General features: G+C 58.3%; 23 protein-coding genes. 13 read left to right on the forward strand and 10 right to left on the reverse strand.

The features are described from left to right. Positions 1-7 precede the first annotated feature (7 nt). From DMX11_RS07740 to DMX11_RS07760, 5 genes are all read right to left on the reverse strand, one after another. On the reverse strand, positions 8-1,270 hold the full coding sequence (locus DMX11_RS07740) for a gallate dioxygenase (protein WP_020189931.1): 1,263 nt from the start codon (positions 1,268-1,270) through the stop codon (positions 8-10). A 21-nt stretch (positions 1,271-1,291) separates the two neighbouring features. Continuing rightward, the gene (locus DMX11_RS07745; RefSeq protein ID WP_110743952.1) at positions 1,292-2,641 is read right to left on the reverse strand and encodes an aromatic acid/H+ symport family MFS transporter; all 1,350 of its coding nucleotides are present in this window, start codon (positions 2,639-2,641) and stop codon (positions 1,292-1,294) included. A gap of 663 nt (positions 2,642-3,304) precedes the next feature. Next, entirely contained in the window at positions 3,305-4,606 is a 1,302-nt protein-coding gene (locus DMX11_RS07750; protein ID WP_110743953.1) for an MFS transporter, read from the reverse strand. Between the two features lie 67 nt (positions 4,607-4,673). After that, entirely contained in the window at positions 4,674-5,699 is a 1,026-nt protein-coding gene (locus tag DMX11_RS07755; RefSeq protein ID WP_158286162.1) for an NAD(P)-dependent oxidoreductase, read from the reverse strand. A gap of 134 nt (positions 5,700-5,833) precedes the next feature. Then, positions 5,834-6,754: an alpha/beta hydrolase gene (locus tag DMX11_RS07760; RefSeq protein WP_110743955.1), complete on the reverse strand. Its 921-nt coding sequence runs from the start codon at positions 6,752-6,754 to the stop codon at positions 5,834-5,836. Positions 6,755-6,971: 217 nt separating this feature from the next. Here DMX11_RS07760 and DMX11_RS07765 point away from each other — a divergent pair, with 217 nt between their 5' ends. From DMX11_RS07765 to DMX11_RS07805, 9 genes are all read left to right on the forward strand, one after another. Then, on the forward strand, positions 6,972-7,775 hold the full coding sequence (locus DMX11_RS07765; protein ID WP_110743956.1) for a ribonuclease activity regulator RraA: 804 nt from the start codon (positions 6,972-6,974) through the stop codon (positions 7,773-7,775). Between the two features lie 4 nt (positions 7,776-7,779). Beyond that, positions 7,780-8,232, forward strand: coding sequence for a nuclear transport factor 2 family protein (locus tag DMX11_RS07770; RefSeq protein ID WP_110743957.1), 453 nt, complete (start codon positions 7,780-7,782; stop codon positions 8,230-8,232). 2 nt (positions 8,233-8,234) lie between these two features. Then, entirely contained in the window at positions 8,235-9,632 is a 1,398-nt protein-coding gene (locus tag DMX11_RS07775) for an aldehyde dehydrogenase (NADP(+)) (RefSeq protein ID WP_110743958.1), read from the forward strand. Positions 9,633-9,648: 16 nt separating this feature from the next. Next, positions 9,649-9,942: a Dabb family protein gene (locus DMX11_RS07780; RefSeq protein WP_110743959.1), complete on the forward strand. Its 294-nt coding sequence runs from the start codon at positions 9,649-9,651 to the stop codon at positions 9,940-9,942. Positions 9,943-9,994: 52 nt separating this feature from the next. Beyond that, the gene (locus DMX11_RS07785; RefSeq protein WP_110743960.1) at positions 9,995-11,284 is read left to right on the forward strand and encodes an MFS transporter; all 1,290 of its coding nucleotides are present in this window, start codon (positions 9,995-9,997) and stop codon (positions 11,282-11,284) included. Between the two features lie 60 nt (positions 11,285-11,344). Next, positions 11,345-12,157, forward strand: a complete 813-nt coding sequence (locus DMX11_RS07790) for an NAD(P)-dependent oxidoreductase (RefSeq protein WP_110743961.1) — start codon at positions 11,345-11,347, stop codon at positions 12,155-12,157. Further along, the gene (locus DMX11_RS07795) at positions 12,154-13,245 is read left to right on the forward strand and encodes a mandelate racemase/muconate lactonizing enzyme family protein (protein ID WP_110743962.1); all 1,092 of its coding nucleotides are present in this window, start codon (positions 12,154-12,156) and stop codon (positions 13,243-13,245) included. Before DMX11_RS07790 ends, DMX11_RS07795 begins: the two co-directional genes overlap by 4 nt. A gap of 91 nt (positions 13,246-13,336) precedes the next feature. Then, positions 13,337-14,206, forward strand: a complete 870-nt coding sequence (locus DMX11_RS07800) for an aldose 1-epimerase (protein WP_110743963.1) — start codon at positions 13,337-13,339, stop codon at positions 14,204-14,206. Positions 14,207-14,268: 62 nt separating this feature from the next. Further along, the gene (locus DMX11_RS07805) at positions 14,269-15,543 is read left to right on the forward strand and encodes an OprD family porin (RefSeq protein ID WP_110743964.1); all 1,275 of its coding nucleotides are present in this window, start codon (positions 14,269-14,271) and stop codon (positions 15,541-15,543) included. 1 nt (position 15,544) lies between these two features. Here DMX11_RS07805 and DMX11_RS07810 read toward each other — a convergent pair whose 3' ends face one another. The 3 genes from DMX11_RS07810 to DMX11_RS07820 all read right to left on the reverse strand — a co-directional run bounded on the left by DMX11_RS07810 (position 15,545) and on the right by DMX11_RS07820 (position 19,357). Further along, the gene (locus DMX11_RS07810; protein ID WP_110743965.1) at positions 15,545-17,149 is read right to left on the reverse strand and encodes an IclR family transcriptional regulator C-terminal domain-containing protein; all 1,605 of its coding nucleotides are present in this window, start codon (positions 17,147-17,149) and stop codon (positions 15,545-15,547) included. Between the two features lie 178 nt (positions 17,150-17,327). Continuing rightward, positions 17,328-18,155, reverse strand: a complete 828-nt coding sequence (locus tag DMX11_RS07815; protein ID WP_110743966.1) for a CoA ester lyase — start codon at positions 18,153-18,155, stop codon at positions 17,328-17,330. Continuing rightward, entirely contained in the window at positions 18,152-19,357 is a 1,206-nt protein-coding gene (locus tag DMX11_RS07820) for a CaiB/BaiF CoA-transferase family protein (protein WP_110743967.1), read from the reverse strand. The genes DMX11_RS07815 and DMX11_RS07820 overlap by 4 nt, the downstream gene beginning before the upstream one ends. A 223-nt stretch (positions 19,358-19,580) precedes the next feature. On the opposite strand from DMX11_RS07820, the gene DMX11_RS07825 reads away from it, so the two are divergent. From DMX11_RS07825 to DMX11_RS07840, 4 genes are all read left to right on the forward strand, one after another. Then, positions 19,581-20,486, forward strand: coding sequence for a LysR family transcriptional regulator (locus DMX11_RS07825; RefSeq protein ID WP_110743968.1), 906 nt, complete (start codon positions 19,581-19,583; stop codon positions 20,484-20,486). A gap of 390 nt (positions 20,487-20,876) precedes the next feature. Then, complete coding sequence (locus DMX11_RS07830) at positions 20,877-21,608, forward strand: TorF family putative porin (protein ID WP_110743969.1); 732 nt, start codon at positions 20,877-20,879, stop codon at positions 21,606-21,608. 356 nt (positions 21,609-21,964) lie between these two features. Further along, positions 21,965-22,975: an AraC family transcriptional regulator gene (locus DMX11_RS07835; RefSeq protein ID WP_110743970.1), complete on the forward strand. Its 1,011-nt coding sequence runs from the start codon at positions 21,965-21,967 to the stop codon at positions 22,973-22,975. Between the two features lie 105 nt (positions 22,976-23,080). After that, complete coding sequence (locus tag DMX11_RS07840; protein ID WP_110743971.1) at positions 23,081-23,668, forward strand: TetR/AcrR family transcriptional regulator; 588 nt, start codon at positions 23,081-23,083, stop codon at positions 23,666-23,668. 45 nt (positions 23,669-23,713) lie between these two features. Here DMX11_RS07840 and DMX11_RS07845 read toward each other — a convergent pair whose 3' ends face one another. Together DMX11_RS07845 and DMX11_RS07850 are read right to left on the reverse strand one after the other, a co-directional pair. Further along, positions 23,714-25,093: an aspartate aminotransferase family protein gene (locus DMX11_RS07845; RefSeq protein ID WP_110743972.1), complete on the reverse strand. Its 1,380-nt coding sequence runs from the start codon at positions 25,091-25,093 to the stop codon at positions 23,714-23,716. Between the two features lie 53 nt (positions 25,094-25,146). After that, complete coding sequence (locus DMX11_RS07850) at positions 25,147-25,950, reverse strand: coniferyl-alcohol dehydrogenase (protein ID WP_110743973.1); 804 nt, start codon at positions 25,948-25,950, stop codon at positions 25,147-25,149. Positions 25,951-25,954: the final 4 nt, after the last annotated feature.

Raw genomic sequence — 25,954 nt, forward strand, 5'->3', positions numbered from 1 at the left:
GCATCGGTCAGTTGGGTGCTTTGCCGGCCACCGAGTAGCGAACCTGCTGGTTACGGGTCTTCATGAAGTCTTCGATGCTCTGCCCGCGCATGGCGGCGTAGATGTCCAGGTTGGACACACCCAGTACGGCGCCAAGCTTCTCCAGCACGAAGAAGATCACCCCGTAGTGGATCAGCCCGCGCCAGTCGCGGCGGCGCAGCAGGTCGCTTTCCTCTTCGCTCAGGCCTGCCTCGCGGTACAGCGCTTCGGGTTCGCTCAGGAAGCGCTGGCGCCACTGCGGCTCGATCATGCGATGCAAGAACTTGTTCAGGCGGTAGCCTTTGGCACTGCGCTCCAGGGTGTAGGGGTAGGTGCCCTCGAGCTGCTCAGCCCCTGCCAGCTGATGCTGCATGTGCTGGCGGTGACGTTCGTTGACCGGAGCCGGCAGTGCCTGGTCACGGTTTTCCAGCAGCAGGGTGGCGATGCCGGTCATCGACGGCAGGTAGTAGCTTTGGTGCTTGCGCTCAACGTTGGCAGACAACGCGCCACGCATGATCAGCCAGGTAATCACCTCGGCACCTTCCATGCCGCCGAGCGTGGCGTACTCGGCCAGTGTCATCTCGGTAAGGCGCTCCGGGTCATTTACCAGCAGGTCAAGAAACTGCGCGTCCCACTCTGGGTTGTTGAAGCCGCAACGCTCGCCATGCACCTGGTGCGACACCCCGCCGGTGGCGACGATCGCCACCTTGAGGTCTTCGGGGTAGCTCTCGATGGCGCGGCGCAATGCCTGGCCCAGTTTGTAGCAGCGCCGCGCCGTGGGTATCGGCAGCTGCAGTACGCCGACCTGCAGCGGCACGATCTGTACGGGCCAGCTTTCATCGCAGGGCAGCAGCGCCGACATGGGCGAGAAGAAGCCGTGGTCCAGCGGCTTGTCGCGGAAAAAGCTCATGTCGAACTCATCGGCCATCAGGCTCTGGCCGATGTGCCGCGACAGCGCTGCGTGGCCGCCCACTGGCGGCAGGTCCCGCGGGTTGCCCCCTTCATCGGCCACGCCGTATTGCTCGTCTACGCCCAGGGTGAAGGCGCTGTAATGGTCAAAGAAAAACGAGGTGATGTGGTCGTTGAAGATATAGAAGAGTACGTCCGGCTGGCGCTGCTGCAGCCACGTGCGGATCGGCTCGAAGCTTTCGAAGATCGGCGCCCAGGCGGCTTCTTCCTGTTTGTCGTGGTCGACTGCGAAGCCGATGGTTGGGGTGTGGGAGACGGCCAGGCCACCAATGATACGAGCCATGCGAAAGTCCTCTGTTACAGGTTACGGCGCGGTTACTGCGCGGTTCGCGCGCAGCCGGGCGTGGCCGTTGGCCAGGATCGCCAGGGCGGCGGCGAATGCCGGCAGGCCGAGGAGGGTGAACAGCAGCGGCAGGCCCAGCCCCAGGCTGAGCACGGCACCACCGATGAGGGAGCCGAAAATGGCTCCGAAGCGCCCGATACCGAGCATCCAGCTTACACCTGTGGCGCGGAACTCGGTCGGGTAGTAGCCAGGGGCGAAGGCGTTCAGGCCGGTCTGCGCACCGCTCATGCAGAACCCGGCAGCCGCCACGCCCACCACCAGCAGGCTCGACTCCAGGCTCAGGGCGCCCAGTGAGACGATGCACAGGCCGCCGAGGGCGTAGGCGATGGCGATGACCCGGTTGGGGTTGCGTCGGTCCATGATCCAGCCGACCACGATTGCGCCCACTGCGCCGCCGATCTGGAACAGCCCGGTGATGGTGGCGGCGCGCTCGATGGACAGCCCGCCATCACGCAGCAGGGTCGGTAACCAGCCCATGGTCAGGTAGATCACCAGCAGGCCCATGAAATAGGTCAGCCACAGGGCCAGGGTGCCAAACCGGTAGCGCTCGCTGAACAACTGCCGGGCTGGAGCCTTGTGCTGCGTGGTCGGTTCACTGACGATGAAGCGGGTGCCGGCAGCGAAGCGGCCGCCGAGTTTGGCCAAGGCTGCCGCAATCTGGCTGGCCGGTGCCTGGCGTGCAGCCAGGAAGCGGGCGGACTCTGGCAGCAGCCACCACAGCAGGGGCAGCAAGGCCAGCGGCAGCAGGCCGCCGGCCAGCAGTACCGACTTCCAGCCGTGATGAGGGATCAGCCAGGCGGACAAAAAGCCGCCCAGGCCCGAGCCCATGTTGAAGCCGGTGAACATGATGGTGATCATCAACGAGCGGTTGCGGGTAGGCAGGTACTCGGCGAGCAGGGTGGTGCAGTTGGGCATGGCCGCACCCAAGGCAATGCCGGTCAGCAGCCGCAACACAGCCAGCTCATAGGGGTTGCGGGCGAAGGCGCAGGCCAGGCTCAGCAGGCTGAAACCGCTGACCGCAATCAGCAGCACTTTCTTACGGCCCAACCGGTCGGCGTACGGGCCGGCGGTCAGCGCGCCGATGGCAAGGCCGACCATGCCGGCACTCATCACCGGGCCAAAGGCGGCGCGCGACAGGCCCCAGTCCTGCATCAGCGAAGGCGCGATGAAACCCATGACGGCGACATCGAAGCCATCGAACAGCACGATCAGGAAGCACAGCGACAGGATCAGCCACTGGTAGGCAGCAATGGGGCGGTTATCGATCCAGTCTTTGACATCGATAGGGGCATCGACAGGAGGCTTAAGCATGCGTGGTCACCTTTATTCTTGTATTGGTGTGAATTGCGCTGGGTTCCGCTAAGGCTTTGAACGCGTAACGGCCCAGCAGCAATCACCCCGCCGGACTGCGGCGTGAGGCGGACTGTACTGCCATGGTCCATGGCAGCGCCTGCGGGATTTCTTTAATGAGATATCCAATTTTTTTATCGCAGGCTTCGTGGCATCAAGCTGTGCGGCTTAGCAGCAGGCTGGTGGTATCGCCCAGCCCCGAGTGATGGCGCTCTAGCGCGCTCAAGTCCGGCTTATTGAAAAATGCGGGGCCTGACTGGGCCGGAGGCAGCCGAACAATTGACGACGGTAGCGCTTATCCGCTGACGGGGCGTGAAGGCGCCTTTCTGGTGCCCGAACAAGCACTCGTACGCGATGCGGGAGGCGGCTAAGGATGAGCAGTACCAGAAGACGCTCGTCCGCGTGCAGGAGGGCGCGGACATGGTCTGGCTCCCGAAAGGCTTGCGCAGGCGCAAGCGGCGCGGGAGCAGTTCGTCAAGGCGGATTGCGGTGGGGTAGGTGCGCGGGTCACTGGGACCGCGCGCTACCTGTCAGACGGTGTGCGAGTACTAGCACAGATACCGCGTCCCACGATCGGGACGTGCGGTAGGTACAGCGTTTCTGTACTTTGGGCGTGAGCCCTTACTAGCATTCCTTGAGGTGTCGAGGTGACGGATTGGTTTTAACTGCTTGATCCCTGACGAACAACCACACAGCCAAAGCACCTGCAACGCCGAGTACACCGGTAACCACAAATGCTGCGCTGTAGGTGCCGGTGACCTGGATGATCACTCCGGTCAGTGTCGGTGCGAACAGGCCGGCGCAATTGCCCATACCGTGCATAAGGCCTCCGGCAGTGCCGACATAGTAACTCGGTACAGTGTCCTGAATCAGCGCCCAGTAGGCCGATGCCGTCAGCATCAAGAAGCCAATCGCGATGGACATGAACAGCACGACCATCTGTGTCGACTCTGAACGGCCACTGATGCCAATGCAGGCTGCTGCTACGGTGAGGCAGGTGACCAGCACGACCTTGCGGGAGAACAGCTGACGGCCGGTCTTCTGGTAAATACGGTCGATCAGGAAGCCGCCTGCAGCCATGCCGCAAGCACCAACCAGCCACGGGAAGGCGGTGATCCAGCTCATGTCCTGCAGAGACACACCTTTGGTATCAACCAAGTAGCTGGGGAACCATGTCATGAAGAAGTACAGCGTGTAGTTGTAGCAGAACAGAGAGAAACCGGTGCACAGCACTGAAGGACGCAGGAGTACCGAGGCGAGGCTTGGCTTGTCAATTGGCTGGTCAGTCTGGCTGATGGTTTCACGCCCTTCCTGGATTACAGCAAGTTCGGCCGCGCTCACTTTAGGATGATCTGCTGGGCGATCGGTGGCGATGAATTTCCAGGCCACGGCCCACAACACGCCAATAGCGCCAACGATCACAAACGACCACTGCCAACCGAGCGAAAGAGCAAGGAAGCCAATCACCGGCCCCGCCAGCGCACCGCCCAGCGGCCCACCCGCTTGGTTGATACCTACGGCCCGCGCGCGCTCGCGGATTGGGAACCAGTTGTTGACCACCTTGTTGGCGGTAGTGGGGACCGGCCCCTCACCGACACCGAACAGGGCGCGGACGATTAGCAACGACCAGAAACTGAATGCCATGGCGGTGAGTGCGCACAGGGCGGACCAGATGCACATGGCGTAGAGGAACACACGCTTCGGGCCGTATCGGTCAGCCAGATAGCCGCCGATGAAGTTGAACGCGGCATAGCCGACGAAGAAGCCGCTGAATACCAGCCCTTTTTCGCTGGGCGTAAGCTCGAAGCTCTTGGTGATGAAAGGCATTGCTACCGAGAGCGCAGCGCGGTCCATGTAATTGATAACCATCGCGATGAACAGCATGGTCACAATGAACCAACGGTACTGACTTTTATTGTTATTCATGTAGGTTCGCCTAAGAAACAACGCACAGGCCGAGGAGAACCTGCGCGCTTTGGGTGGAGGATACGAATCAGCGCTTCTGTGCTGCTATGGCGTCGTCAACCATGTCGAACAGGCTGTAACGTGGAACCCAACCCAGCAGGGCGCGAGCTTTGGCGGCGGTGCTGTGCGGCTGGCCCAGCTCCGCAGGCAGCTTGGCTTCGACGTAACGGCGACCGGTAGCTTTGGCCAGGTATGGAATGAATGTGTCCAGGCCTACCAGGCTAGGGGGCGCCAGATTGAAGGTTTCGCCAATGGCGGCGGGCTTGTCGAGCATCAGCAGCAACGCATCTACGATGTCGCGTACGTCAGTCAGCTCCTGCGTGTGGGCGTTGCCATTCGCGTCACGAGCGATCAGCAGCGGGTCGTCATCGGCGGCCAGCGGTTCGAGAATTTCCAGCAGGCGTTGCACATCGCTGGCGGCGGAGTTGGCGTTGTGACTGCTTGCCGCGCGCAGGCTGTCGATACGGCCTTGTAGGGAGAAGGCGGGACGTGAGTATTCGCCCTTGGGATCGATCACTTCTGCGGCTGCCTCAATGTGCGAAAACACAGCAGTGCTGACCTTGAGGTTCGGATGGGTGCGGGCGAAGAAGTCCAGCAGGTCCTGGCCCAACAGTTTGGTCATACCGTAAAAGCTGTAAGGCTCGCGCGGGTGGTTTTCGTCCACAGGACGGTAGCGAGCGAAGCGTGTTGGGTAGACCTGGTCGCTGGAAGCGAAGATCAGCCGCACAGGGCGCTGGGCAGATTGACGTGCGGCGCAGTCGAACACGTTGTAGCTGCCGGTAACGTTGGCCTGCCACAGGCGGTCGCGATCCTCGGCGCGGAACGAGATCAGTGCAGCCAAGTGGAAGACTGCTTCAGCTCCTTCCATTGCCTGTGCAACGCAATGGCGGTCGGCGAGGTCACCCGTGATGCATTCAATACCCGCGGCTTGAGCCGTGGAAAGGTTGGGATCACCTGGCAGAACAATGGTGCTGATGGAGTGACCACGGTCCATCAATGCCTTGGCGACTTGACTGCCTACGCGGCCGGAAGCACCAGTAATGAATACTTTCACAAGCAAATCCTCTGAATTGTTATTGGTTGGGACTTGCTGCACGGTGCGTTAAAAGGCCGCAGTACGACAATCAACTTCCCAGCAGGCTCAGCCTGGTTCTCCCGCACTGTGAGAATGCTGGAGTCAGCGTCGCGCTAGATCGCCCGCTGGACTGCTTCGGCGATGGCGTCGTAGAACAGTTCTACCTGCTCCACTCCCTTGGCTCGCAGGCTGGCGTGGACCAACCCTTGGCCTAGGTGCAACGTAGTTGGGATGCCGGCGGCCTGCAGCAGTGCTGCATACTCTTTCCCTTGGTCACACAGTGGGTCGTACTCCGCCACGCCGATGAATGCAGGGGCCAGGCCTGATGGGTCTTGGGTGTTAAGAGGAAGCGCTTGGGGAAGATGCCGGTGCGAGGGCTCGGGCACATAACCTTCTAGCGAAGTAAGCAGCCCCGCAGTGGTTAGCATCGGGGCGTGTGCATGCTGCTGCATGGATGGCAACTGGACAGAGTCGGTCAACACTGGATATACCAGCACCTGCAGCAGCGGTTGATCCATCGCATGATCGCGCAGGGCGATGCACAGGCCTGCGGCAATCGTTCCGCCCGCACTGTCACCAGCAACCATCAACCGCTCCTGGCTCAATACCGGCCACTTCCCGTCCCGCAAAGCGCGCCATACTGTCAGGGCGTCATCCAAAGGTGCCGGAAACGGATGCTCCGGAGCCAAGCGGTAATCAATAGCGACGATGGCTACCTGAAGCCGCTTGAGCAAGGCGAAGGCGAACCAGTCATGTGTGGTATGGCTACCCAGGTTCCAACCACCTCCATGGATGTACAGCAGTGTGGGCCACCCCCCGGCCGGCGCTTCGCTGACTGGCAGGTAGATACGCACCGCGCATGCATCGACCGCATCATCGAAGAACGTGACGTTGACGGGCGCCTGCTCGGTGAAGTGACGGCAGGCCCTGGCAAAAGCTGCGCGTTTGCATTCCAGGGTTTCATTCTCCGCTCGAAAGGTCGCGCTGGCAGCAACGTAAGCCGCAAGGTTGGGGGCGAGTTCATAGTGAGTCATTGCGTTGTTCCAGGGCTGAAAGGCTTGCGCAGCCTATCTCGCTCAGCAGGCGTGGGCGCGGCTTTGCGAAAGCCCTGCAGGCAGAACTCTCGCTATATGGGACAAGCAGGGCTGATAAGTGACGATGACATTTTGTCGCAGGAGGGCTAGCACCTAGCATCGGCTCCAGTTGCTGGCTCAACCAGCCTGCCGTCCCATTCAGCCTGGAGAATAATTAATGGCTATCCACCAATACGCCGATGACTACGACAACAGTGCCAATCGCAGCGTCGCTGTAAGCGATGAAACCCTGGAAAAACTTTCCCGTTGCTCCAGCGGCTCGCTGACCACGCAATTGTTCAAGCGCGGTTTCCGTCAGCCAGCGTTCGTTGGTCTGAAAGCCATGAGCCGAAATGCCAAGCCTTTTGCGGGCCGAGCATTCACCATGCGGTTTATCCCGGCACGCGAAGACATCGACACTTACGGCACCATGACCACCAAGCCTAACGGCGACAATCTGCAGTGGCAGGGTGTTGAGCAGATTCAGCCGGGTGATGTGCTGGTCATCGACAGCCGCAACGACCCGGCCGCAGCTTCTGCTGGCAATATTCTGGTCACCCGCCTGCTCGCCCGCGGTGCCCGCGGTATCGTGACCGACGGCGCCCTGCGCGACGGCAGCGAAATCGCAGAGATGCCGTTGCCGGCTTACGCTCGAGAAATCACCGCAACTACCCGTATTTCCTATCACCACGTAGCTGACCTGCAAGTGCCTATCGGCTGTGCAGGCATTGCTGTCTACCCAGGTGATGTGATCGTTGGTGATGCTGATGGCCTGACCCTGGTCCCTGCGCATCTGGCCGCAGAGTTGGCCGATGTATGCCTTGAGCAAGATGACATCGAAAACTACCTGGCCATGCGTATCGCCTCTGGTGAGCCGCTGTGGGGTGTTTACCCACCAAGCCCCGAGGCCGTTGCGGCCTATCAGGACTGGGTAGCGTCAGGGCGTCCGGCCATCCCATCCATCATCGACAAGAAGGACTGAGCCCGTGGCAGAGCACAAGCACGCCCAGACCATTCGCCGTTACTTCGATGCCTGCAACGAAGCCGATTACGACAAGCTGGTGTCCTGCTTCACCCCAGACGCTGTGCATTACTTCCCCGATGGGCTGCCCGACATCCCGTGGCGCACCGCTGACACCATCGCGCGCAAGTGGCAATGGTGCGTGGAGAATCTGGGTTCGCAATGGACGATCGAGAAAATCCTGGTTAGCCACGACAGCGACGAAGCAGTGATCGAATGGACCCATTGGAAGAGCAAGCTGGGCACCGCACTGCGCGGTGACGAGTGGTACATCTTCGACAAGGACAGCGGCCTGATCCGCGAGATCCGCGCCTACTACGCCTCGCCTGCAGACAAGCAGGTGACTATCAACGAACTGGTCGATTTTGACTACAGCGGTCGTGGCTATCACCTCGAACCGGCCAACAAGGAGGCTTGAACATGACACAGGTTAACGCTTACCAAGCCATCGACGACGCCGTCGCCTTGGCCGTTCAGGCCGCGCCGCTGTGGGCCAAGTCCAGCGTCGAAGTACGCACGCAACTGCTGAGGGGGCTGGCTCAAGCGCTGGAGGACCAGCAGGCGGATCTCGTGGCGATTGCTGACGACGAAAGCCACTTGGGCGCTGGTCGTCTGAATGGTGAAGTAGCGCGTACTGCTTTCCAGTTGCGCGGTTTCGCCGAGCAGCTCGAGAAAGGCGCGGCCCATGCCAAAGTGGTGGACGACGCTGTCCCAGGTGCACCGCCAGCCGGGCGCCCTCAACTGACTCGTGTCCAGCGGCCACTGGGCCCGGTGGCGATGTTCTCCGCCAGCAACTTCCCCTTCGCCTTCTCTGTGCTAGGTGGCGACACCGCCTCGGCTCTGGCGGCTGGCTGCCCGGTAGTGGTCAAGGCTCATTCCGGGCACCCTAAGCTTTCCGTCGCCGTATACGAACTCGCTCGCCGTGTTGTAGCAGCTCAAGGTCAACCGGCAGGTTTGATCACGTTGGTGGAAGGAGCCTCACGTGGTGCGGGCGGCTATCTCGTGCAACATCCTGATATCGCAGCGGTTGCCTTCACCGGCTCCTATCAAGGTGGTACCGCCTTGTGGAAACTGGCCAACGAGCGTCCTCGTCCAATTCCATTCTTCGGTGAGCTGGGCTCAATCAACCCACTCGTGGCGCTGCCTGCCGTTCTGCAGGCTGACAGCCAGAATTTGGCCAACACGTTGGCGGGCTCGATCACCCTTGGTTGCGGGCAATTCTGCACCAGCCCTGGCGTTATCGTGCTGCTCGAAGGCCAGGCAAGTGAGCGGTTCATTGAACAACTGAGTGCGGCGCTGGAGCCACTGCTCACCCATGCGATGCTGACCCCATCCATGCGCGAAGGTTTCGAGCATGCCAGCGCCGTAGTGGCGGCTCATGCCAAAGCAATATTCCAAGGTACCGAGGGCGCTGGACCTGCTCCGCGGCTCTTCCGAACCGATGCCGCATCGTTCATTGCCAACGTTCACCTGCGCGAAGAAATGTTTGGCCCAGCCGCACTGATCGTCACTGCGTCTGACCTGCGCCAGGTTGAACAGGTGCTGACGGCCATCGGTGGCACGCTCACTGCCACGATCTGGGGTGCTGATGACGATACCCCCGACAACCGTTCGCTTGTTCGTGTTGCTGAACAGGTTGCAGGGCGCGTGCTGTTCAAGGGGGTGCCCACCGGCGTGGCTGTATGTGCGGCACAACAACACGGTGGCCCATGGCCGGCGTCTACAGCCCCGCAGACCACTTCGGTCGGCTACGCGGCGCTTGAACGTTTCCTTCGTCCCGTAGCGCTGCAAGACGCGCCAACCTGGGCACAGATGTAGTCAAGAGGGCGAAGTCATGATGCGTCATATCGTAATGTTTCGTCGCCATGCGAACGTTGAGGTCCAGCCCCAGCTGGAGGCTGAGCTGGTCGAGCGCATGCGTGCTTTGCCCCAGCAGATCGACTTCATCCGAGGTTGGCGAGTGGCGGCCAATGAGCTCGACAGGCCGATCTGCTGGGACTATATCCTGGAGTCCGATTTCGATGATTCCGCTTCGGTCGAACGTTACCTGCCTCACCCGGCCCATCAGGACCTGGTGAAAGACCTGAAGCAGTATTTTGAGTGGGTGGCGGTCGACTACACCGTCTGACACCAACAACGATAACAACAGACGCGCCCCACGAGGGCGCGCGGAGTCACCGATGAATAACAAAAAGTCCTACCGCTGGACAATCTTGACCATGCTTTTCCTCGCGATGGTCATCAACTATGTAGATCGTGCTGCTCTGTCGATCGCTATGCCTTTCATCACTCAGGACTACCATTTGACGCCATCGGAGAAGGGGCTGATCTTCAGCAGCTTCTTCTTTGGCTACGCGCTGTTCTGCTTCGTCGGCGGCTATCTGGCCGACCGCTTCGGGCCCAAGCGTGTGCTGACGTGGTCGATGGGCTTCTGGTCGGTCCTGTGCGGTTCTACCGCACTGGCGTTCAACTTCTGGTCGTTGCTGATCGTTCGTGCCTTGTTTGGCGTCGGCGAAGGCCCCGTCAGTACGACTGCGAACAAAGCCATCAATAGCTGGTTCCCGATCACCGAGCGTGCGCGTGCCATTGGTATCGCCCAAGCGGGCGGCCCATTGGGCGGCGCGCTGGCGGGCCCAATCGTGGGTTTTCTGGCCATTTGGCTGGGATGGCGCATTGCGTTCGTGGTAATCGCCTGTGTCGGCATCCTCTGGGCGATAGCCTGGTGGCGCATGGCCGCGTCCACACCCACGGAGCACCCTAAGGTCAGTAGCGAGGAATTGGCGCTGATCAATGCCGAGCGCGAGGCACCGGTACAGGCACCTGGCGAAGCACCGCGCACCCCAGTCATCCAGGTCATCACCCAGCGCGCGGTGCTGATCTCAGGGCTTTCGCTGTTCTGTTACAACTACATCCTGTACTTCTTCATGACGTGGTTCCCCAGCTACTTGATCGACGCCAAGGGTATCGATCTGAAGTCGATGAGTATGGTGACGGCACTGCCATGGCTGGTGGGTACGTTCGGTTTCATCGGTGGCGGGTTGTTGATCGACTGGGTGTTCAAGCGTACCGGCCGACGGCTGTATTCGCGCAAGCTGGTGCTCGTCAGTTGCCTGCTGGTAGCTGCCAGCTGTGTAGCGCTGACTGGGCAACTTGAAAGTATCAGTGCAGCAGTGGCGGTGATGACCGTTGCCGTTGGCTTCCTGATGCTGTCGGCACCGGCCTACTGGTCCATGATCCAGGACGCCGTACCGGATCATCAGGTGGGTACCGCTGGTGGCTTCATGCACGGCCTGGCCAACCTGTCCGGGATCGTCGCACCTACGGTTACCGGGATCATCATTCAATCTACCGGCACATTCGCCAGCGGCTTCGCCCTGGCCGGTGCGCTGGGCATCGTTGGCGCTGTGATCGTAGCCCTGTTCGTTAACGAGCGCGCCGCGGTCCAGCCGGCTCCCGCCGCCAGCGTGTGAAACAAGTCTGCCGCGCCGCTTTGTCGGCGCAGCAGCCCCGCAATTCGAGGAGTACCTGAAATGCAAACCTTACTGATCACCGGTGCCGCTGGCATCGTCGGTACTGCGCTTCGCCCATTGCTACGTGAGCACTATCAATTGCGGCTACTCGATCGCCGGCCAGTCGACGATCTGCAGCCCGGAGAAACCGAAATCGTGGGTGACCTTACCGACCCCGCGCTGGTTGATCGGGCTGTGCAGGGCACGTTTGGCATTCTTCATCTGGCGTGCGCGCACGGCACTGACATCGCGTTCCAAGCCACGGTCGAGCCAAACTATCATGCAACGCTGTACCTTCTCGAAGCTGCACAACGGCATGGCGTGAAGCGCTTCCTCTTCACCAGCAGCCACCATGTAGTGGGGCAGTACAGGACCGACGCGGCCGCGACCTTCGATGACGCGCTGCCAGCGCCTGACAGCTACTACGCAATGAGCAAAGTCTTCGGCGAAGCTGCCTGTGCTGCATTCTCCCTGCGATATGACTTGGCCACCTTCATCATTCGGATCGGTAACGCCGACGCCAAGGTTTCAGACGCCCGTCGTCTGCGGATGTGGACCAGTAGCCGAGACCTTGCCCAGTTGGTACGCATTGGCTTGGAGCACCCCGAAGTCCGTCACGAAATCGTGTACGGTGTGTCGGAAAGCCCCAACCCGCTGTTCGACAACGCTCGCGCCCGGGCCCTTGGTTATCAGCCAAAAGACAATGCCAAAGACCATCTGGCACCTGGCTTCCTGCCCTACGAGGCCATGGACCCGAACACCTCAGGCCGCGACCATGTAGGTGGGGCTTATGCCGGTGCGCCACTGGTGAGCGTGCTTGGAGCGCAGTCATGAAAATCGCCAGTATCAAGACCTTTGTGGTCGAGATACCGTTCCACGACGGAGGCAAGGCCAAAACCATCACGCCGATGACCTGGCACACGCTGGAAAACGTATTGGTGCGGGTCGAAGACGAGCGCGGCAATGTTGGCTGGGGCGAAGCATTCGGTTATTTCGTGGCGGACTCGGTAAAGGCGATGATCGATCGTTTGATCACCCCGCTCGCTGTGGAACAGACCATCACCGATATCGCGGCCTGGAATCTGGACACCCAAGTTCGCTTGCACATCTTTGGCCGTTACGGCGTGACGATGTTCGGCTTGTCTGGTGTGGACATGGCCTTGTGGGATCTGCAGGCCAAGCGTGAGGGGCTGCCGCTGCACCGCCTGCTAGGCGGCGGTACTCGCGCCGCCATCCCCGCTTATGCCAGCCTGGTTCGTTATGGCGAAGGCTCGATTGCGCCGAAAGTGTGCGAGCGCGCGCTGAGCGAAGGTTTCAAGCACATCAAGTTGCACGAAAACGTTGTCGGAGAAGTTGCCCAATGCCGTCGTGCCATCGGCCATGACGTTCCTCTGGCCACCGATGTCAACTGTTCATGGTCAATCAATGCCACCCGCGAATGGTTGCCAACATTGGCTGAGCTCGAGTTGGCATGGTTGGAAGAGCCGATCTTCCCGCCAGAAGATTTCCAGGCATTGGCGAGTCTGCGCGGACAGGGTGTGTCCATCTCCGCCGGTGAGAACTGGTGTACAGCGGTGCAATTCGAAGAAGCCCTTCGACAAGGCGCAGTGGACTCTATCCAGCCATCGGTCACCAAGGTCGGCGGCATTAGCGAGTGCATGCGCATCGCTGATTTAGCCGCGCAGTACGACACGTTGGTTCTGCCTCATAGTCCGTACTTCGGCCCCGGTTTGCTCGCGAGTCTTCACCTGGCCGCTGTTCAGCCCGGCGTGCCGTTGGTGGAGTATCACTATGTTGAAACGGATGGTTGGCTCTATGACATCAAAGGATTGTTGCACGATGGACTGATGCAAGTTCCAACTGCAGCAGGGCTTGGGCTTGAAATGAACATGAACGTATTCGAGCAGTTCCGCCGAAGCTGAGCCCGCCCGAACCGCGACTTTTATAACAACACCCACCGGCGCGTCCAACGCGCCGGGCGGGACGCTGCATGCGTGAAACAAGGAACTGCCAATGACTCGCATAGAACTCAGCAATAAAACCTGGTCGTTGTCATTGATTCCCGAGTGGGGCGGACGCGTCGCGCTGATGCAGGCGGATGGCGTGGACATCATGACCCCGCTGGCAGCCGACACCTTCGATCCTCTGGCATGGCCAAGGGGGGGGATCTATCCGCTCATGCCTTATTCAAACCGGGTTCGTCAGGCGAACTTGGTGTATGAGGGGAAATCCTACTCCCTGCCTCCGCATCCTGCGGCACTCCCGCATACCCTGCATGGGGTAGGGCAAACATTGCCCTGGACGGTGGCCGCACGGAGTGCAGACAGCGTCATGCTGGCCTGCCTTTACGGGGGCGAACATTGGCCGTGGCCAGTAAAGTTTGAGCAACGTTTCACCCTGGACGGCAATACCCTCTCTGTACGGCTTGCCGTTACCAACTTGGGTGACACATCAATGCCCGCAGGCCTTGGGCTGCATCCCTATTTCCATCGTCATCCAGGGATGCGTGTCGAGTTCAATGTGGGGCGCGCCTGGCAGATCGATGATGAGTACCTGCCCACCGGTAACTCGGTAGTGCAGAGCACGCCGGTCATCATCGATGACGCTTTGGAACGGGAGTTGGCCTTGTACGGTTCGCAGTGGGATGGCGAGCTCAAGGTTGATTATCACCAAGGCCAGTTGCTCATGAAGGCAGAAGAGCCACTTACCCATTTCGTTGCGTTTGCCCCCAACCATGCTCCTTATCTGTGCCTGGAGCCCGTCTCGCATTTGGCGGACGCTTTCAATAGCCCTGTCAACGAGTGGGCAGACCAAGGCACGCATGTTGTCCAGCCTGGCCAGACATTGGATGCGAACTTGCGCTTTATCTGGTCACCCCGCTGACTCCTGCCCGCAGCGGTACCCCCGCTGCACTCACTGAATCGTCCGAAGGGAAAATAATAAAAATGCAATTCAGTCAATCACGCTCTCCGTCCGTATCCGCCATCGCGCTTTGTGTATCAGGGCTCATTCCATTGTCGGCACAAGCTGCCTTTTTTGAGGACAGCAAGGCCAACCTTACCTTGCGCAATTTCTACTACAACCACGATCTACGTGATTCGACCGCTCCCGCCCAGTCAAAAATCGAAGAATGGGCGCAGGGGTTCATCTTCAAGGCCCAATCTGGGTATACCGACACGCCGGTTGCTGTCGGTGTGGATGTCTACGCAGGTTTGGGCCTGAAACTAGACTCTTCACCGGATCGTAGTGGCAGCGCCTTGTTACCCGGCGCGTATAAACGTGCCGGCGCCCCGCGCAATGCGGACCCACGCTCGGCGGACGAGTATTCCGAAGCGACGGCGGCTGTAAAGTTTAAAGTGTCGAAAACTGAGCTCAAGGTAGGCGGGCTGTTTCCGAAGATACCCCTGGTCTATGCTGGCGATTCTCGGTTGTTGCCACAATTCTTTGAGGGCGCGATGCTCGATATCAACGAGCTCGATCACTTCAGCTTCAGCCTTGGGCAAATGCGGCAAGTCAACTATCGCGAATTCAGTGGTAGCCGTGATATGCAGACCGGCAACTATTTAAACGTGACAGGTGATCGGTTCAACTATCTCGGCGGGACCTGGCTGCCTGACCCCAGTCTGTCGGTTGGGGTTTGGGGTGGACGCCTGGAAGATGTCTATCAGCAGACGCTGTATACCGGCACGAAGTATGTGGACCTTGGGGGCGTGCGCCTGAGCGGCACGCTGAACTATCTCGACAGTAAAGAGGACGGCGCCGCACGTGCCGGCGACCTCGACAGCCGCATGACTTCCGGACTACTGAGCGCCGCCTACGGCTATCAAAAAGTCACGCTGGGATATCAGTACAATGCGGGGGATAGTGCTTTACCTTTCCTGCATGACACGGACCTTCCGGGTGTTTCCAACGCCATCCAGGTCCTGCGCTTCGACAGAGCCGGTGAGCGCTCGTGGCAGGCGCGCTATGACGTTGACTTCGCAGGTCTTGGGGTGCCCGGTCTTTCGGCGTTTGCCCGATACGTTCGTGGTGATGACTTCGAGGTCAATGGCCAGTCCGGCAAAGAATGGGAGCGCAACGTGGACATTACTTATGTCATCCAAAGCGGGCCTTTGAAGGACTTGGCCTTGCGCTGGCGCAACGTTGAGATCCAAGGGGATGTCACCGGGCGAAGGGATGAGAACCGGGTAATCCTCAGCTACACCTTCGCCCTCAAGTAACTCAGGCAGGGCCGCGTGTGACAGTCGCGGGGGCTCCGCGACTGTCCACGGGGGTGCACATCACCGTGCCCGACCAAGGTGCTGTTTTGAGTGCCTGACGACTGACAGCTTGGCGCGAAGACGTGATGTACAAGGTTGTGCCGTCGCTACCGCCAAAGCATAGGTCCGTAGGCGAGGCTACAGGGACGCCAAGCATCTGCTCGATGTTTCCGTCACGGTCGAACTTGACGATGCTCCAGCCGTCAGACAGCGCGGTCCACACGTTACCCTGTTCATCCACGGCAAGGCCGCTTAGCAGGCCCGAACCCTTGGGAAGCGTGGCGAAACGACGAACCTGACCATTTGACTCGAGTCTGAACAGCGTGCCGGAGTCGGTAGCCAGTGCAAAAAGTTGGGAGCGGTGAGGGTCCCAGGACAAGGCTGTTATTGCTTCGTTGAATTGCCAATGGCTGGCTAATGTCCCGTCACGGTGCACCTCGCCGACTTTCCATTGGCCACTGCTCATACGAATAGCGGCCCAGATCCGCCCCTGTGGGTCGCTACAGATGCAGGTCGGGACCCCGAATCCCCATTGCCCACGACTGCGAACCCGGCCCTCTCTGATAAACAAGTACTCATTTTCCAGTGCGATGAATTGACCATCAGCGGTTAGCTCCATACCGATTACCGGGTGTTCGGGACGGAACACTTTTTCCGTGCCCTCAGCGTCGTATCGGTAGACAGCAGGGGCAAGGCGGTCGACCCAATACAGGCAATTCTCTCGGCCACTCCAGCGGGGAAAGCCGCCCAGAAACGCCCAACGGTCATCGATTGGCTGCAAGACATCCGGCGCGTTGCAGACATGTCGAACCGTCAATTGACTGCCGACTCGTTGCGCTGAGGCTGCGACTTCTGGCCCAAGAAGGTCCAGGCGTTTGCGTGTGAGTCTGTAAGCAGGACCGGCGATGCTCAACGCCCCCCGTACTTGGCCTGAAGCGTCAATGATCGGTGCAGCTACGCACCGAATACCCATGGCAATTTCCTCATCGTCGATTGCATAACCACGGGTGCGGGTGACCTCGAGCTCGGTCAACAACCGTGCGCGATCAGTAATGGTGAGTGGGGTAAGTGGCTCCAATTGCATTTGTTTCAGCAGATCGCGCCGTTCGCCCTCAGCCATTGCACTCAGGATCGCTTTACCCTGGCCGGTGCAGTGCATCGGCTTGCGTTGCCCCATAGCTGCAGCAGAACGGTTGCTATGAGCGCCGTCGCATCGCTCGAGAGACAAGACGTGCTCACCATCACGTATCGCCAAATAGGTGGTCTCGCCTGTCAAGTCGCGCAACGACCTGAGTTCAAAGCTGGCTGCAGCGACAAGGTCGGGCTCAAGCCAGGCGCCGCGCACCATTTCTAGATAACGAAAACCCAGGCGATAGCGTTTGCCGGTGGAGTCGCGCCTGATCATTCCACGATCAATCAAGAGCCCTAGCAAGCGGTAGAAGGTGGCCCGGGGCAGATTGACCCGCGCGTTGAGCTGCTGGGGGTCAAGCCCCTCAGCTGACAGACCGATCGCCTCTAACAAATCGAACGCTTTTTCAAGCGCGGCAGTACCCTTGGCTCGTTCCATATCACCCTCTCTTTTTGATGATAGATACCACGACCTGAGGGGGCCTGATGCGCGACTACCAGGTAGTTTATCAATCATTCCCACAATGCGGGATTGCGATTAGGCGGTGCGTTGCGTCGCCACATCCCAAGGCAACTGGAGTTCCAAGTTCACGAGCGATGATCGCGCCAGCGAGGCATCATGCCCCGTAGAAGGCAACAATGCGTTCGGCTTCGGCAATCACTGGTGCATCAATCATTTTGCCCTCCAGGCGGAATGCGCCTGGTGCCCCAGAAGCGGCCTCAATAACACGCTTTGCCCAGCTGATTTCGCTTTGAGATGGCGTGAAGACGTCATTGATGACCGCGACCTGGGATGGATGAATCGCCAACATTCCTGCGAAGCCGAGATCTCGAGCGTCGCTTGCAAATGTCGAGAGCCCCGCCGAATCTGCAATGTTCGGGAATACGGTATCCAACGGCTTTTCCAGCTCATGGAGTGTGCTGTTGACCAGCATTTGGTAGCGCACTTGGTCGAGCACCCGATAGGCGGCTGGGCTGGATGCACGGACTCCCAAGTCCAGAGCCAGGTCAAGCGCCCCGAAGGTCAGGCGCTCGACGGCCCAAACCTCAGCGATTTCGCTCAAATTGGACAATCCGGCTGCGCTCTCAATCAACGGCCAAATAGGTTTCTTGCATTCGGCTGCAACGAGCACTTGTTGTGCGGTTTCAGCTTTGGGCAAGATGACTGCTGCAATGCCTTGATGGCGGCCGCAGAACTGGATGTCATCGGTGTGCAGGTGATGGTCAGCAGCGTTGACGCGAACCACCACAGAAGCATCTGGATTCTCATTCAGAAAAGCAGCCAGGTTGTCGCGGGCGTGCGCTTTCAGTTCTTCCTCAACAGCGTCCTCGAAGTCCACGATGACGACGTCGGCGCCGCTGGCCAAAGCCTTCGCAAAACGCTCTGGGCGGCTTCCAGGAACGAAAAGGGCGCTGCGGATCAGGCGAGATTTACGAGTGGTCACAGTGCACCTACTTCCTTCAGCTCGGCGATTTGGGATTCGGAGTAGCCCAGCTCTTTCAGGATGGATTGGTTGTGTTGGCCAATCGATGGAATAGCGTCCATTCGAGGTTGGTAGGCACGGTTAGCCCCTGGGGGGAGGAGGGCGGGCAGTTTGCCTTGAGGGGAGTCCACCTCAACCCAGCGCTCGCGGGCACGCAGTTGTGGGTGCTGCCAGACCTGGTGCATGTTGTTGACTTGAGCGTTTGCGATCGGGGCAGCATCGAGGCGAGCGATGACCTCCTCATTACCGAGCTCAGCAAACTTCTCGATGATGATTGCCCGCAGGGCATCACGGTTCGCGGAGCGCTTGGCATTGGTATCGAATCGTTCATCCTGAAGCAGCTCTGGCTTCTGCAAGACCTTCTCGCAGAACGACGCCCATTCGCGCTCGTTTTGCAGGCCAAGCATCACGGTCTCCTCCGGGCTGGTCGGGAATGGGCCATATGGGTAGATCGTTGCGTGGGAGGCGCCGGCACGAGCTGGTGGGGTGGCACCGTTGTAGGCGTAGTAGAGCGGGAAGCCCATCCACTCGACAAGGCTCTCCAGCATGCTCACGTCTACGCGGCTCCCTTTGCCAGTTTTGTTCCGCAGGTGCAGGGCAGACAGCACACCCGTGTACGCATACATACCCGCCGCAATATCGGCAATCGAGCAACCTGCCTTGGCGATTTCTTCTTCACCGGCGCCACCCGTCACGGACAGGAAACCGCCCTCGCTCTGAATCAGCAGGTCGTAGGCTTTCCTCTGTTCATAAGGACCGCCTTCGCCATAACCCGAGATGTCACACACGATCAACCGAGGGAAGCGCTCATGCAAGGCTTCGAAGGACACCCCCATTCGAGCGGCTGCACCTGGGGCGAGGTTTTGTACCAAAACATCAGCCTTGGCCAAGAGGGCTTCGACAATTAGGTCGGCGCCTGGCTTTTTGGCGTCCAGAGCCAGGCTTTCCTTAGAACGGTTCGTCCACACAAAGTGCGAGGACAGGCCCTTGGCGCGGTTGTCATAAGCCCGGGCGAAGTCACCCACGTTTGGCCGCTCGATTTTGATAACGCGAGCACCCAGGTCGGCGAGTTGGCGAGTGCAGAAGGGCGCTGCGATGGCATGCTCAAAGCTAACTACAGTGATGCCATCAAGCGGACGAGGAGCGGGAGTGAAATCGGTCACGGCGTACTCCGTAAAGCCACTGGCCTAACGACCTGACGATCAAGAATGATCGTCAGGAGCGGGAAACAATGTTGTTCGAGGAGGTGACCATCGCTGATGTTCGGTGATGGCCATCTGGTGTTAGGGCAAGCATGAACACGACCGAGCGTTCTGTGAATCGTTATTCTATTAAGCAGGCGTTCGGTGTAGCCTAACGCCAATCAAATCCAGGCGAGGCGCCTTCATGAATATCGATTTCAAAGATTTGGCGCTATTCATCCAGATTGCCGAAGCCCCAAGCCTGACGCAGGGGGCCAAACGCTCCTTCATGTCTCCTGCAGCGGCAAGCGTCCGTATCAAGGCCCTTGAGTTGGAGCTGAACACGCAGCTGCTCTATCGAGATAGTCGCGGGGTAGGCCTCACTGAAGGTGGTCGCAGGCTTCTGACGCATGCCCGCCTCATCATGCGTCAGCTTGGTTATTTGAAGACCGAGTTCGATGAATACGGCGCTGAAGTTTCCGGGCATATCAGGATCTTCGCGAACACGACGGCGGTGAGTGAATGCCTGCCGCAGGTATTGGCCGGTTTTCTCGCTAGCTATCCAGGTGTCACGATTGATCTGCAGGAACGCCATTCTTCTGACATCGTCAGGGGCGTGCTTGATGGGTCTACAGATATGGGAATTACTGCCGGTCCCATCTCGGCGAAAGACCTCGAAATCATCCACTTCAGCACAGACCGTCTGGTGCTGGTGCTGCCCCAAAGTCATCCACTCGAGGCACCTGAGGCAATCAAGTTCGATGAGCTGATTCGCTATCCCCAGATAGGCTTGCAGGAGGGGAGTACCCTTCATGAATTTCTCAGGGAACAGGCCAGGCAGGTAGGCCATAGCCTGACTTGGCGAATTCAGGTGTCCAGTTTTGAATCAGTGTGCAGGATGGTAGAAGCTGGCGTCGGCATCGGCGTGATCCCTGAATCAGCGGCTCTTCGTCATCAGCGCTTGATGAACATCTCAGTCAAGCCATTGGACGAGTCCTGGGCCGTGAGGGAGCGCAGCATCGTGGTGCGTAAATATGAAGCTTTGCCAGGCTGCGTCAAAGCGCTCATCAGTTTGATCAAACCAATCAACCTGCCTGGCTATGCCGGTTAAGCCGGCTGTCAGCACTCCACAGCCAGAGCGGGTCTTCACCGGTGGTGTCGCTCGCCTGAGTGCCTCGGGCGCCTTCATCCTTCAAGCCATTTTTCACCGCTAGCCTCAAAGCCTTATGGCCCTTGTGGTTAGTTTTTGGCCGTCTCGGCTATATCAATAAAAAAAAGCCTAGCGGAACATTCAAGCAAAGCGGATTAGCCTCTGCTGCCGAAAGTGCATGAACTAATAATACGAGGTGCCCTGTGTCTGTCAGACGCTATCGTCGCCTTCTTCGTCTGCTCTCCTGTGCCTATGTCCAATCCGCGTTTGCGGGTGGGCAAGTCTAGCTGTGTCCTAAGTTTTTCACATGCATTGCTCGTATCTGCCATAAAAACAACATAGAGAATGATCATGAAAAAAACACTGTTGAGCCTCGTTGTGGGAACTGGAATTTTTTATGGTGCGCAGGCTCAAGCCGTATCCCTGAGCGAGCATGTTGAACTGATAGGCTCTGTCGGGGCGCTGTCTGAATACTCGATGCGCGGTATCTCCTATACGCAGCGCAAGCCTGCCGTTCAGGGTACTGCTACATTGGCCCACTCCAGTGGGCTCTATGCCGGCGTCTGGAGTTCCAATGTCGATATAAATGGAATCGATGCTCGCTACGAAGCCGATTATTTCGCTGGCTACACCCATCAGTTTACCGATGCGGTTGGAATCGACGTGGGATATATCAAGTACACCTTCCCAAAGGGAACGCTGTTGAATGCGACCGAGACCTATGCAGTGTTAACTGCCTTTGGCTTTAAGCTCAGTAGCTATTACTCGGACGATTACTTCGGTGATCAAACCTATCTGTATACCTCCATCGGCTATGGCGTCAAAGACTTGCCCTATGGCATCGGCCTGGATATTCGGTATGGCCTCGCCGATTACAAAGACCCTACCTTCTTTTCCTCTAGCGGCAGTGGCAACGACTCCTACCGTGAGTGGGAGGTCAAGGTCAGCAAAAATTGGCGCACGTTGGATTGGTCGGCGAGTTACGTGGCTACCAACCTGTCGGAAACCGAATGCCTCCAATTCCAGGGGGACAAAGAGTCTTGCGCCGCAAGGGTGGTCGTTGGCGTTACCAAAAGCTTCTGATTTACCTTTTCCGCACATTTCAGCCGGGCTCATGCCTGGCTTTTTTTTGCCTCGGTGGCGACGGCGGTACCGGCACCGCAGGTGCCGTTCGTCACTTCGCTTTTGTTAGCACGACGGCCGTGTTAAAAAGAGACGGAGATGATCACGCATGATCCGCTCCTTTGAGCGTCATGCGACCTAGAAAAACGCTAAGAAGGCCGATCTCCATGAAAACTCGGGAAATACTCTGCACACTGATGCATTGGCTCGCTGCCCGTGCTGCTACTGCAGCAGGGTAGTGGTAATGCGCGCTTGGGTCGTGGGTGGGCGTCCAGGCGTCGCCCTGCAGATTTCCGGGTTTTCTTGAGAATGCACTCATGAGTGGTTGGAAAAGCTGTTCGTTGACGTCACTGCATCACACAAGACAACTGATTGGTCAGGTCAGGGCGGCGGGCGGGGATCCCGCTTCCGCGCTTGAGGGGAGCGAGATCACCCTCGAAATGCTCGACGACCTGACCCGGAAAATCAAAATCGTTGATGAGTATGTGATCTATCGCAACGTCAATGCGATGTTCCCTCATAGGAATATCACGATGGAGATCGGTTTGAATGCTCGGGTTTCTGTCTATGGCTTGCTGGGCTATGCGCTGCTCACCGCGCCGACTCTCCGCGATGCTTTGAATGTGGCAGCTGAGTTTCCAGCGCTCATTGCTAACGGTTTCAACCTGGCACTTGATGAGCGAGAGGGGCGGGCAAGCGTGATTTTTAGCGGCTACTCGGGGGCCGCTGATTTGAAGGTTTCCTATGCGGAGCTGGCTATCTCCTCATTCAAGCGCAGCTGCAGCGACATCATGGAACAGGCGTTTGTACTCGATGAAGTGACCTTCGAGGGCTGCGTGCCACCTAGCCATGCGGCCCTGTGCCAAGAGCATTTGGAGTGCAAGGTAACGTTCAATCAGCCTCGCAACTTGATGATCTTCGACGCGGCTTTGTTAGACGTGAAGATGCCCATGCGCGATGCGGTGTCCCACCTGGAAATTATCGAAGCATGCCGAAGGCAAAACCGTGAGTACGCTGCCGAAAGGGAATGGCTCCAACGTGTGAAGCTGATCTTGGAACGTGATCTGCAAACCCCTGCGTCTCTGGAGGCGGTGGCTCATCAAATGCACTGCTCTGCCCGGACACTCAGGCGGCAGCTGGGGGTGTTCAAAACGAGCTATCGTCAGCTCCTCGATGAAGTTCGTTTCGAGCGAGCCAAAATCATGTTGAAGGATGGGAAACTGCCCACTGATCATATCGCGGAAAGCCTCGGTTTTTGCGACGGCGCAGGGTTTCGCCGAGCATTTCAGCGGTGGAGTGGTCTTGCACCCGGTGCGTACAAGGCATGAATGCGATCCGACAGCGCGTTTGCAGTCAAAGTCATTGATTTTCAATGGCTGAGTCGGCATCCTTGCGACCATTAGATACACAGAACTTGTACGGTTATTTCTGCCATGCCAAAAATTGTCGACCACGAAGTAAGGAAAGCCGAAATCACCAAGGCGGTAATCCGCTCTATTGGTAAAGAGGGCCTGGCGAATGTAACGATACGGGGTATTGCCCGCGAAGGCGGGTTTAGCAGCGGAACGCTGGCCCATTATTTCAATAGCAAAGAAGAGCTGATTAATTTCGCTTTTGATGAAATTTCGAAGGATGCATTTTCTCGGATAGAGCACCGAGTTGCGGAATACCAAACGGCTCAGGAAAAAGTTCGAGCTGTCATTGAAGAACTGACCCCTCAAATCAGTGATGAGCATGATGCCGTCATCTCGGTGTCATTCTGGGCTGCTGCGCGTCAAGATGAAAACCTGCGTCGGAAATTCCATGACGTCTATGCAAACTTCAGGAATCATCTTCGCAACTACATTGATGAGGGTCTAAACACTGGTGAATTTCACATTCAAGGGCAACTGGAAGAGGAGATTGACTTCATCGTTGCTGTAACAGATGGTCTGCTTGTTTCCTTCCTGCTTGACCCTGATCGCTTCCCGGCTCATCGCAGTCAGTGGCTAGTGACCGCCGCGATGAGCCGATTGCTCTAGATCAGCCCTGTCTGTTCGGGACAGAGCGCGCAACCTTTCGAAACGTTAAGCACATTGGGAGCGGTACCAGCGTTCGGTGTCGCTCAATGCCCACTCGAACCGGTCGATGATTTTCTGAATCTCGGCTTCGGTGGTAATCAGAGGCGGGCAGAATGCGATGGCATCACCGATATTGCGAGTGATGAATCCATGATGCTGCGCTCGTTGAGCCAGGTAGGCCCCGATGTTTCCCGGTGGATCGAAACGGGCTTTGGTGGCCTTGTCCGAAACGAGCTCCACAGCAGCAATCAGGCCTTGCCCCCTCACTTCGCCAACCAGTGGGTGATCGAGGTAGCAGCCGAGTTTTTCATGCATCAGAGCACCCATTTCTGCAGCCCGTGCGACGAGATTTTCTTCCTGGATAATTCGAATGTTTTCCAGCGCGACAGCAGATGCAACAGGATGGCCAGTTGCGGTGAAACCGTGTCCCAGAGTACCCATCTGGTGGGACTGATCGGCGATAGGGTCGAAGATGCGTTCGTTGATCAGCACTGCGGCAATGGGCTGATAACTGGACGAGAGCTGCTTCGATACGAGCATGGCATCAGGGTAGATATCGAAGGTCTCGCATCCGAACATTGAGCCCGTGCGACCAAAACCGCAAATCACCTCGTCAGCTACCAGAAGAATGTCGTACTTGCGGCAAACTGCTTGAATCTTCTGCCAGTACGTAGCGGGTGGCACCAGGACCCCGCCTGCGCCCATGAGGGGCTCGCCGAAGAAGGCGGCAATGGTGTCTGCGCCTTCATGGAGAATCAGCTCTTCCAATTCTTGCGCGAGCCGATCGGCATACTGCTCCTCAGTCTCAGATGGCAGGCCGTAGCGATAGTAGTGTGGGCAGCTCACGTGCAACACCGGGGCGAGCGGTAGATCGAAGCCACGGTGGTTGTTGGGGAGACCGGTCAGACTGGCACTCATCACTGTGACGCCATGGTAGGCGTTCAACCTGCTGATCAGCTTTTTCTTCCGCGGTTTGCCGAGAGCATTGTTGCGGTACCATATGAGCTTGACGATTGTATCGTTGGCCTCTGAACCCGAGTTGGTGAAGAACACTTTACTCATCGGTACAGGCGCGAGATCAACCAGTTTCCGAGCAAGCTTGGTACTTGGCGCATGTCCCTTCCCATTGAAGGTATGGTAGAACGGCAGTGTTCGAAGCTGTGCTGCTGCCGCTTGAATCAAGCGTTCATTGCTGAACCCTAAAGCCACGCTCCAGAGTCCAGACATCGCTTCAATGTAGGCCTTGCCTTCCGAGTCGTAAACGTAGATACCTTCGCCGCGCGCAATCATCATGGGCCCAAGCTCTTGATGTTTGCGGGCGTCGGTATAGGGATGCAAGACGTTCATCACATCTGCATCAGCTAATGCGCGGGAATTGTCGTTCATGGTTTGCGCTCGCGAAGCGCCGGGACAGCGCGCTGCCCCGGCGCACAAATAGCTCAGTTGAAGGGCAGCGGGGGAGTAGCCAGGCCTTCCAGGTTCATGAGGACTTCAGCGCCACCGTCGACGATTAAATCAGTCCCGTTGATCCAGAAACCTCTTGGATCGAGCATCAGCAGAATTGCGCCGGCAATTTCCTCGGGGTAAGCATCGCGGCCTCCAGCTTGCTCCTTCAGATTCTGCAGCAGCTCATCACCCATGGTGTCGTAGAAGTCGGCCAGGATAGGCGTGCAGACAGCGCCCGGGCTGACCGAATTCACTCGCACCCCTCGGTGCCGCTGGTTACTGGCCACAAGCATGGTGTAGAGAATGACGAGCTCTTTAGTGAAGTCATAGGTGGTGACCGCATCCATATTCAGCGCTTGGAACGCTTCCAGGCATGGACGCCATTCACCCAGGGTCAGCAAACTTTCGCTAACGGCTTTGTGCTTGCGCCATCCCGCACCTGCTGTTGAGGCGACGTTTACGACCGATGCTTTGTCGGCAAGTTTCGGTAGCAGTTGGGTGGTGAGATAGCGCAAGCCCAGGAAATTCACCTTGAACACCAGGTCAGCTGGCAGGCTACCTGGCACGCCGGCAATGTTTGCCAGACCATCAATGGGTTGAGTGATTTCTGTGAGTGCTTGATCAATGGAGTTTGGGTTGGAAAGGTCGCAGAGGATGAACTGGCTGCAGTTTTCCTGGGCCGGCTTCACATCCAGACCAATGACAGATGCGCCTGCGTTCATCAGTGCCAGGGCGGTCGCCTTGCCTACGCCAGAGGAAACGCCGGTGACTACGATTCGTTTGTCAGTGAACGACATGCTG

It is taken from the genome of Pseudomonas sp. LB-090624 (assembly GCF_003205205.1).
Taxonomy (GTDB): domain Bacteria; phylum Pseudomonadota; class Gammaproteobacteria; order Pseudomonadales; family Pseudomonadaceae; genus Aquipseudomonas.

Bases quoted from the DNA above. Each gene is read 5' to 3' on its own strand.
- DMX11_RS07745 (WP_110743952.1), bottom strand. From the start codon at position 2,641: ATGCTTAAGCCTCCTGTCGATGCCCCTATCGATGTCAAAGACTGGATC.
- DMX11_RS07765 (WP_110743956.1), top strand. From the start codon at position 6,972: ATGGCTATCCACCAATACGCCGATGACTACGACAACAGTGCCAATCGC.
- DMX11_RS07830 (WP_110743969.1), top strand. From the start codon at position 20,877: ATGAAAAAAACACTGTTGAGCCTCGTTGTGGGAACTGGAATTTTTTAT.
- DMX11_RS07750 (WP_110743953.1), bottom strand. From the start codon at position 4,606: ATGAATAACAATAAAAGTCAGTACCGTTGGTTCATTGTGACCATGCTG.
- DMX11_RS07845 (WP_110743972.1), bottom strand. From the start codon at position 25,093: ATGAACGACAATTCCCGCGCATTAGCTGATGCAGATGTGATGAACGTC.
- DMX11_RS07810 (WP_110743965.1), bottom strand. From the start codon at position 17,149: ATGGAACGAGCCAAGGGTACTGCCGCGCTTGAAAAAGCGTTCGATTTG.
- DMX11_RS07780 (WP_110743959.1), top strand. From the start codon at position 9,649: ATGATGCGTCATATCGTAATGTTTCGTCGCCATGCGAACGTTGAGGTC.
- DMX11_RS07785 (WP_110743960.1), top strand. From the start codon at position 9,995: ATGAATAACAAAAAGTCCTACCGCTGGACAATCTTGACCATGCTTTTC.
- DMX11_RS07800 (WP_110743963.1), top strand. From the start codon at position 13,337: ATGACTCGCATAGAACTCAGCAATAAAACCTGGTCGTTGTCATTGATT.
- DMX11_RS07835 (WP_110743970.1), top strand. From the start codon at position 21,965: ATGAGTGGTTGGAAAAGCTGTTCGTTGACGTCACTGCATCACACAAGA.
- DMX11_RS07775 (WP_110743958.1), top strand. From the start codon at position 8,235: ATGACACAGGTTAACGCTTACCAAGCCATCGACGACGCCGTCGCCTTG.
- DMX11_RS07825 (WP_110743968.1), top strand. From the start codon at position 19,581: ATGAATATCGATTTCAAAGATTTGGCGCTATTCATCCAGATTGCCGAA.
- DMX11_RS07850 (WP_110743973.1), bottom strand. From the start codon at position 25,950: ATGTCGTTCACTGACAAACGAATCGTAGTCACCGGCGTTTCCTCTGGC.
- DMX11_RS07790 (WP_110743961.1), top strand. From the start codon at position 11,345: ATGCAAACCTTACTGATCACCGGTGCCGCTGGCATCGTCGGTACTGCG.
- DMX11_RS07795 (WP_110743962.1), top strand. From the start codon at position 12,154: ATGAAAATCGCCAGTATCAAGACCTTTGTGGTCGAGATACCGTTCCAC.
- DMX11_RS07740 (WP_020189931.1), bottom strand. From the start codon at position 1,270: ATGGCTCGTATCATTGGTGGCCTGGCCGTCTCCCACACCCCAACCATC.
- DMX11_RS07805 (WP_110743964.1), top strand. From the start codon at position 14,269: ATGCAATTCAGTCAATCACGCTCTCCGTCCGTATCCGCCATCGCGCTT.
- DMX11_RS07760 (WP_110743955.1), bottom strand. From the start codon at position 6,754: ATGACTCACTATGAACTCGCCCCCAACCTTGCGGCTTACGTTGCTGCC.
- DMX11_RS07840 (WP_110743971.1), top strand. From the start codon at position 23,081: ATGCCAAAAATTGTCGACCACGAAGTAAGGAAAGCCGAAATCACCAAG.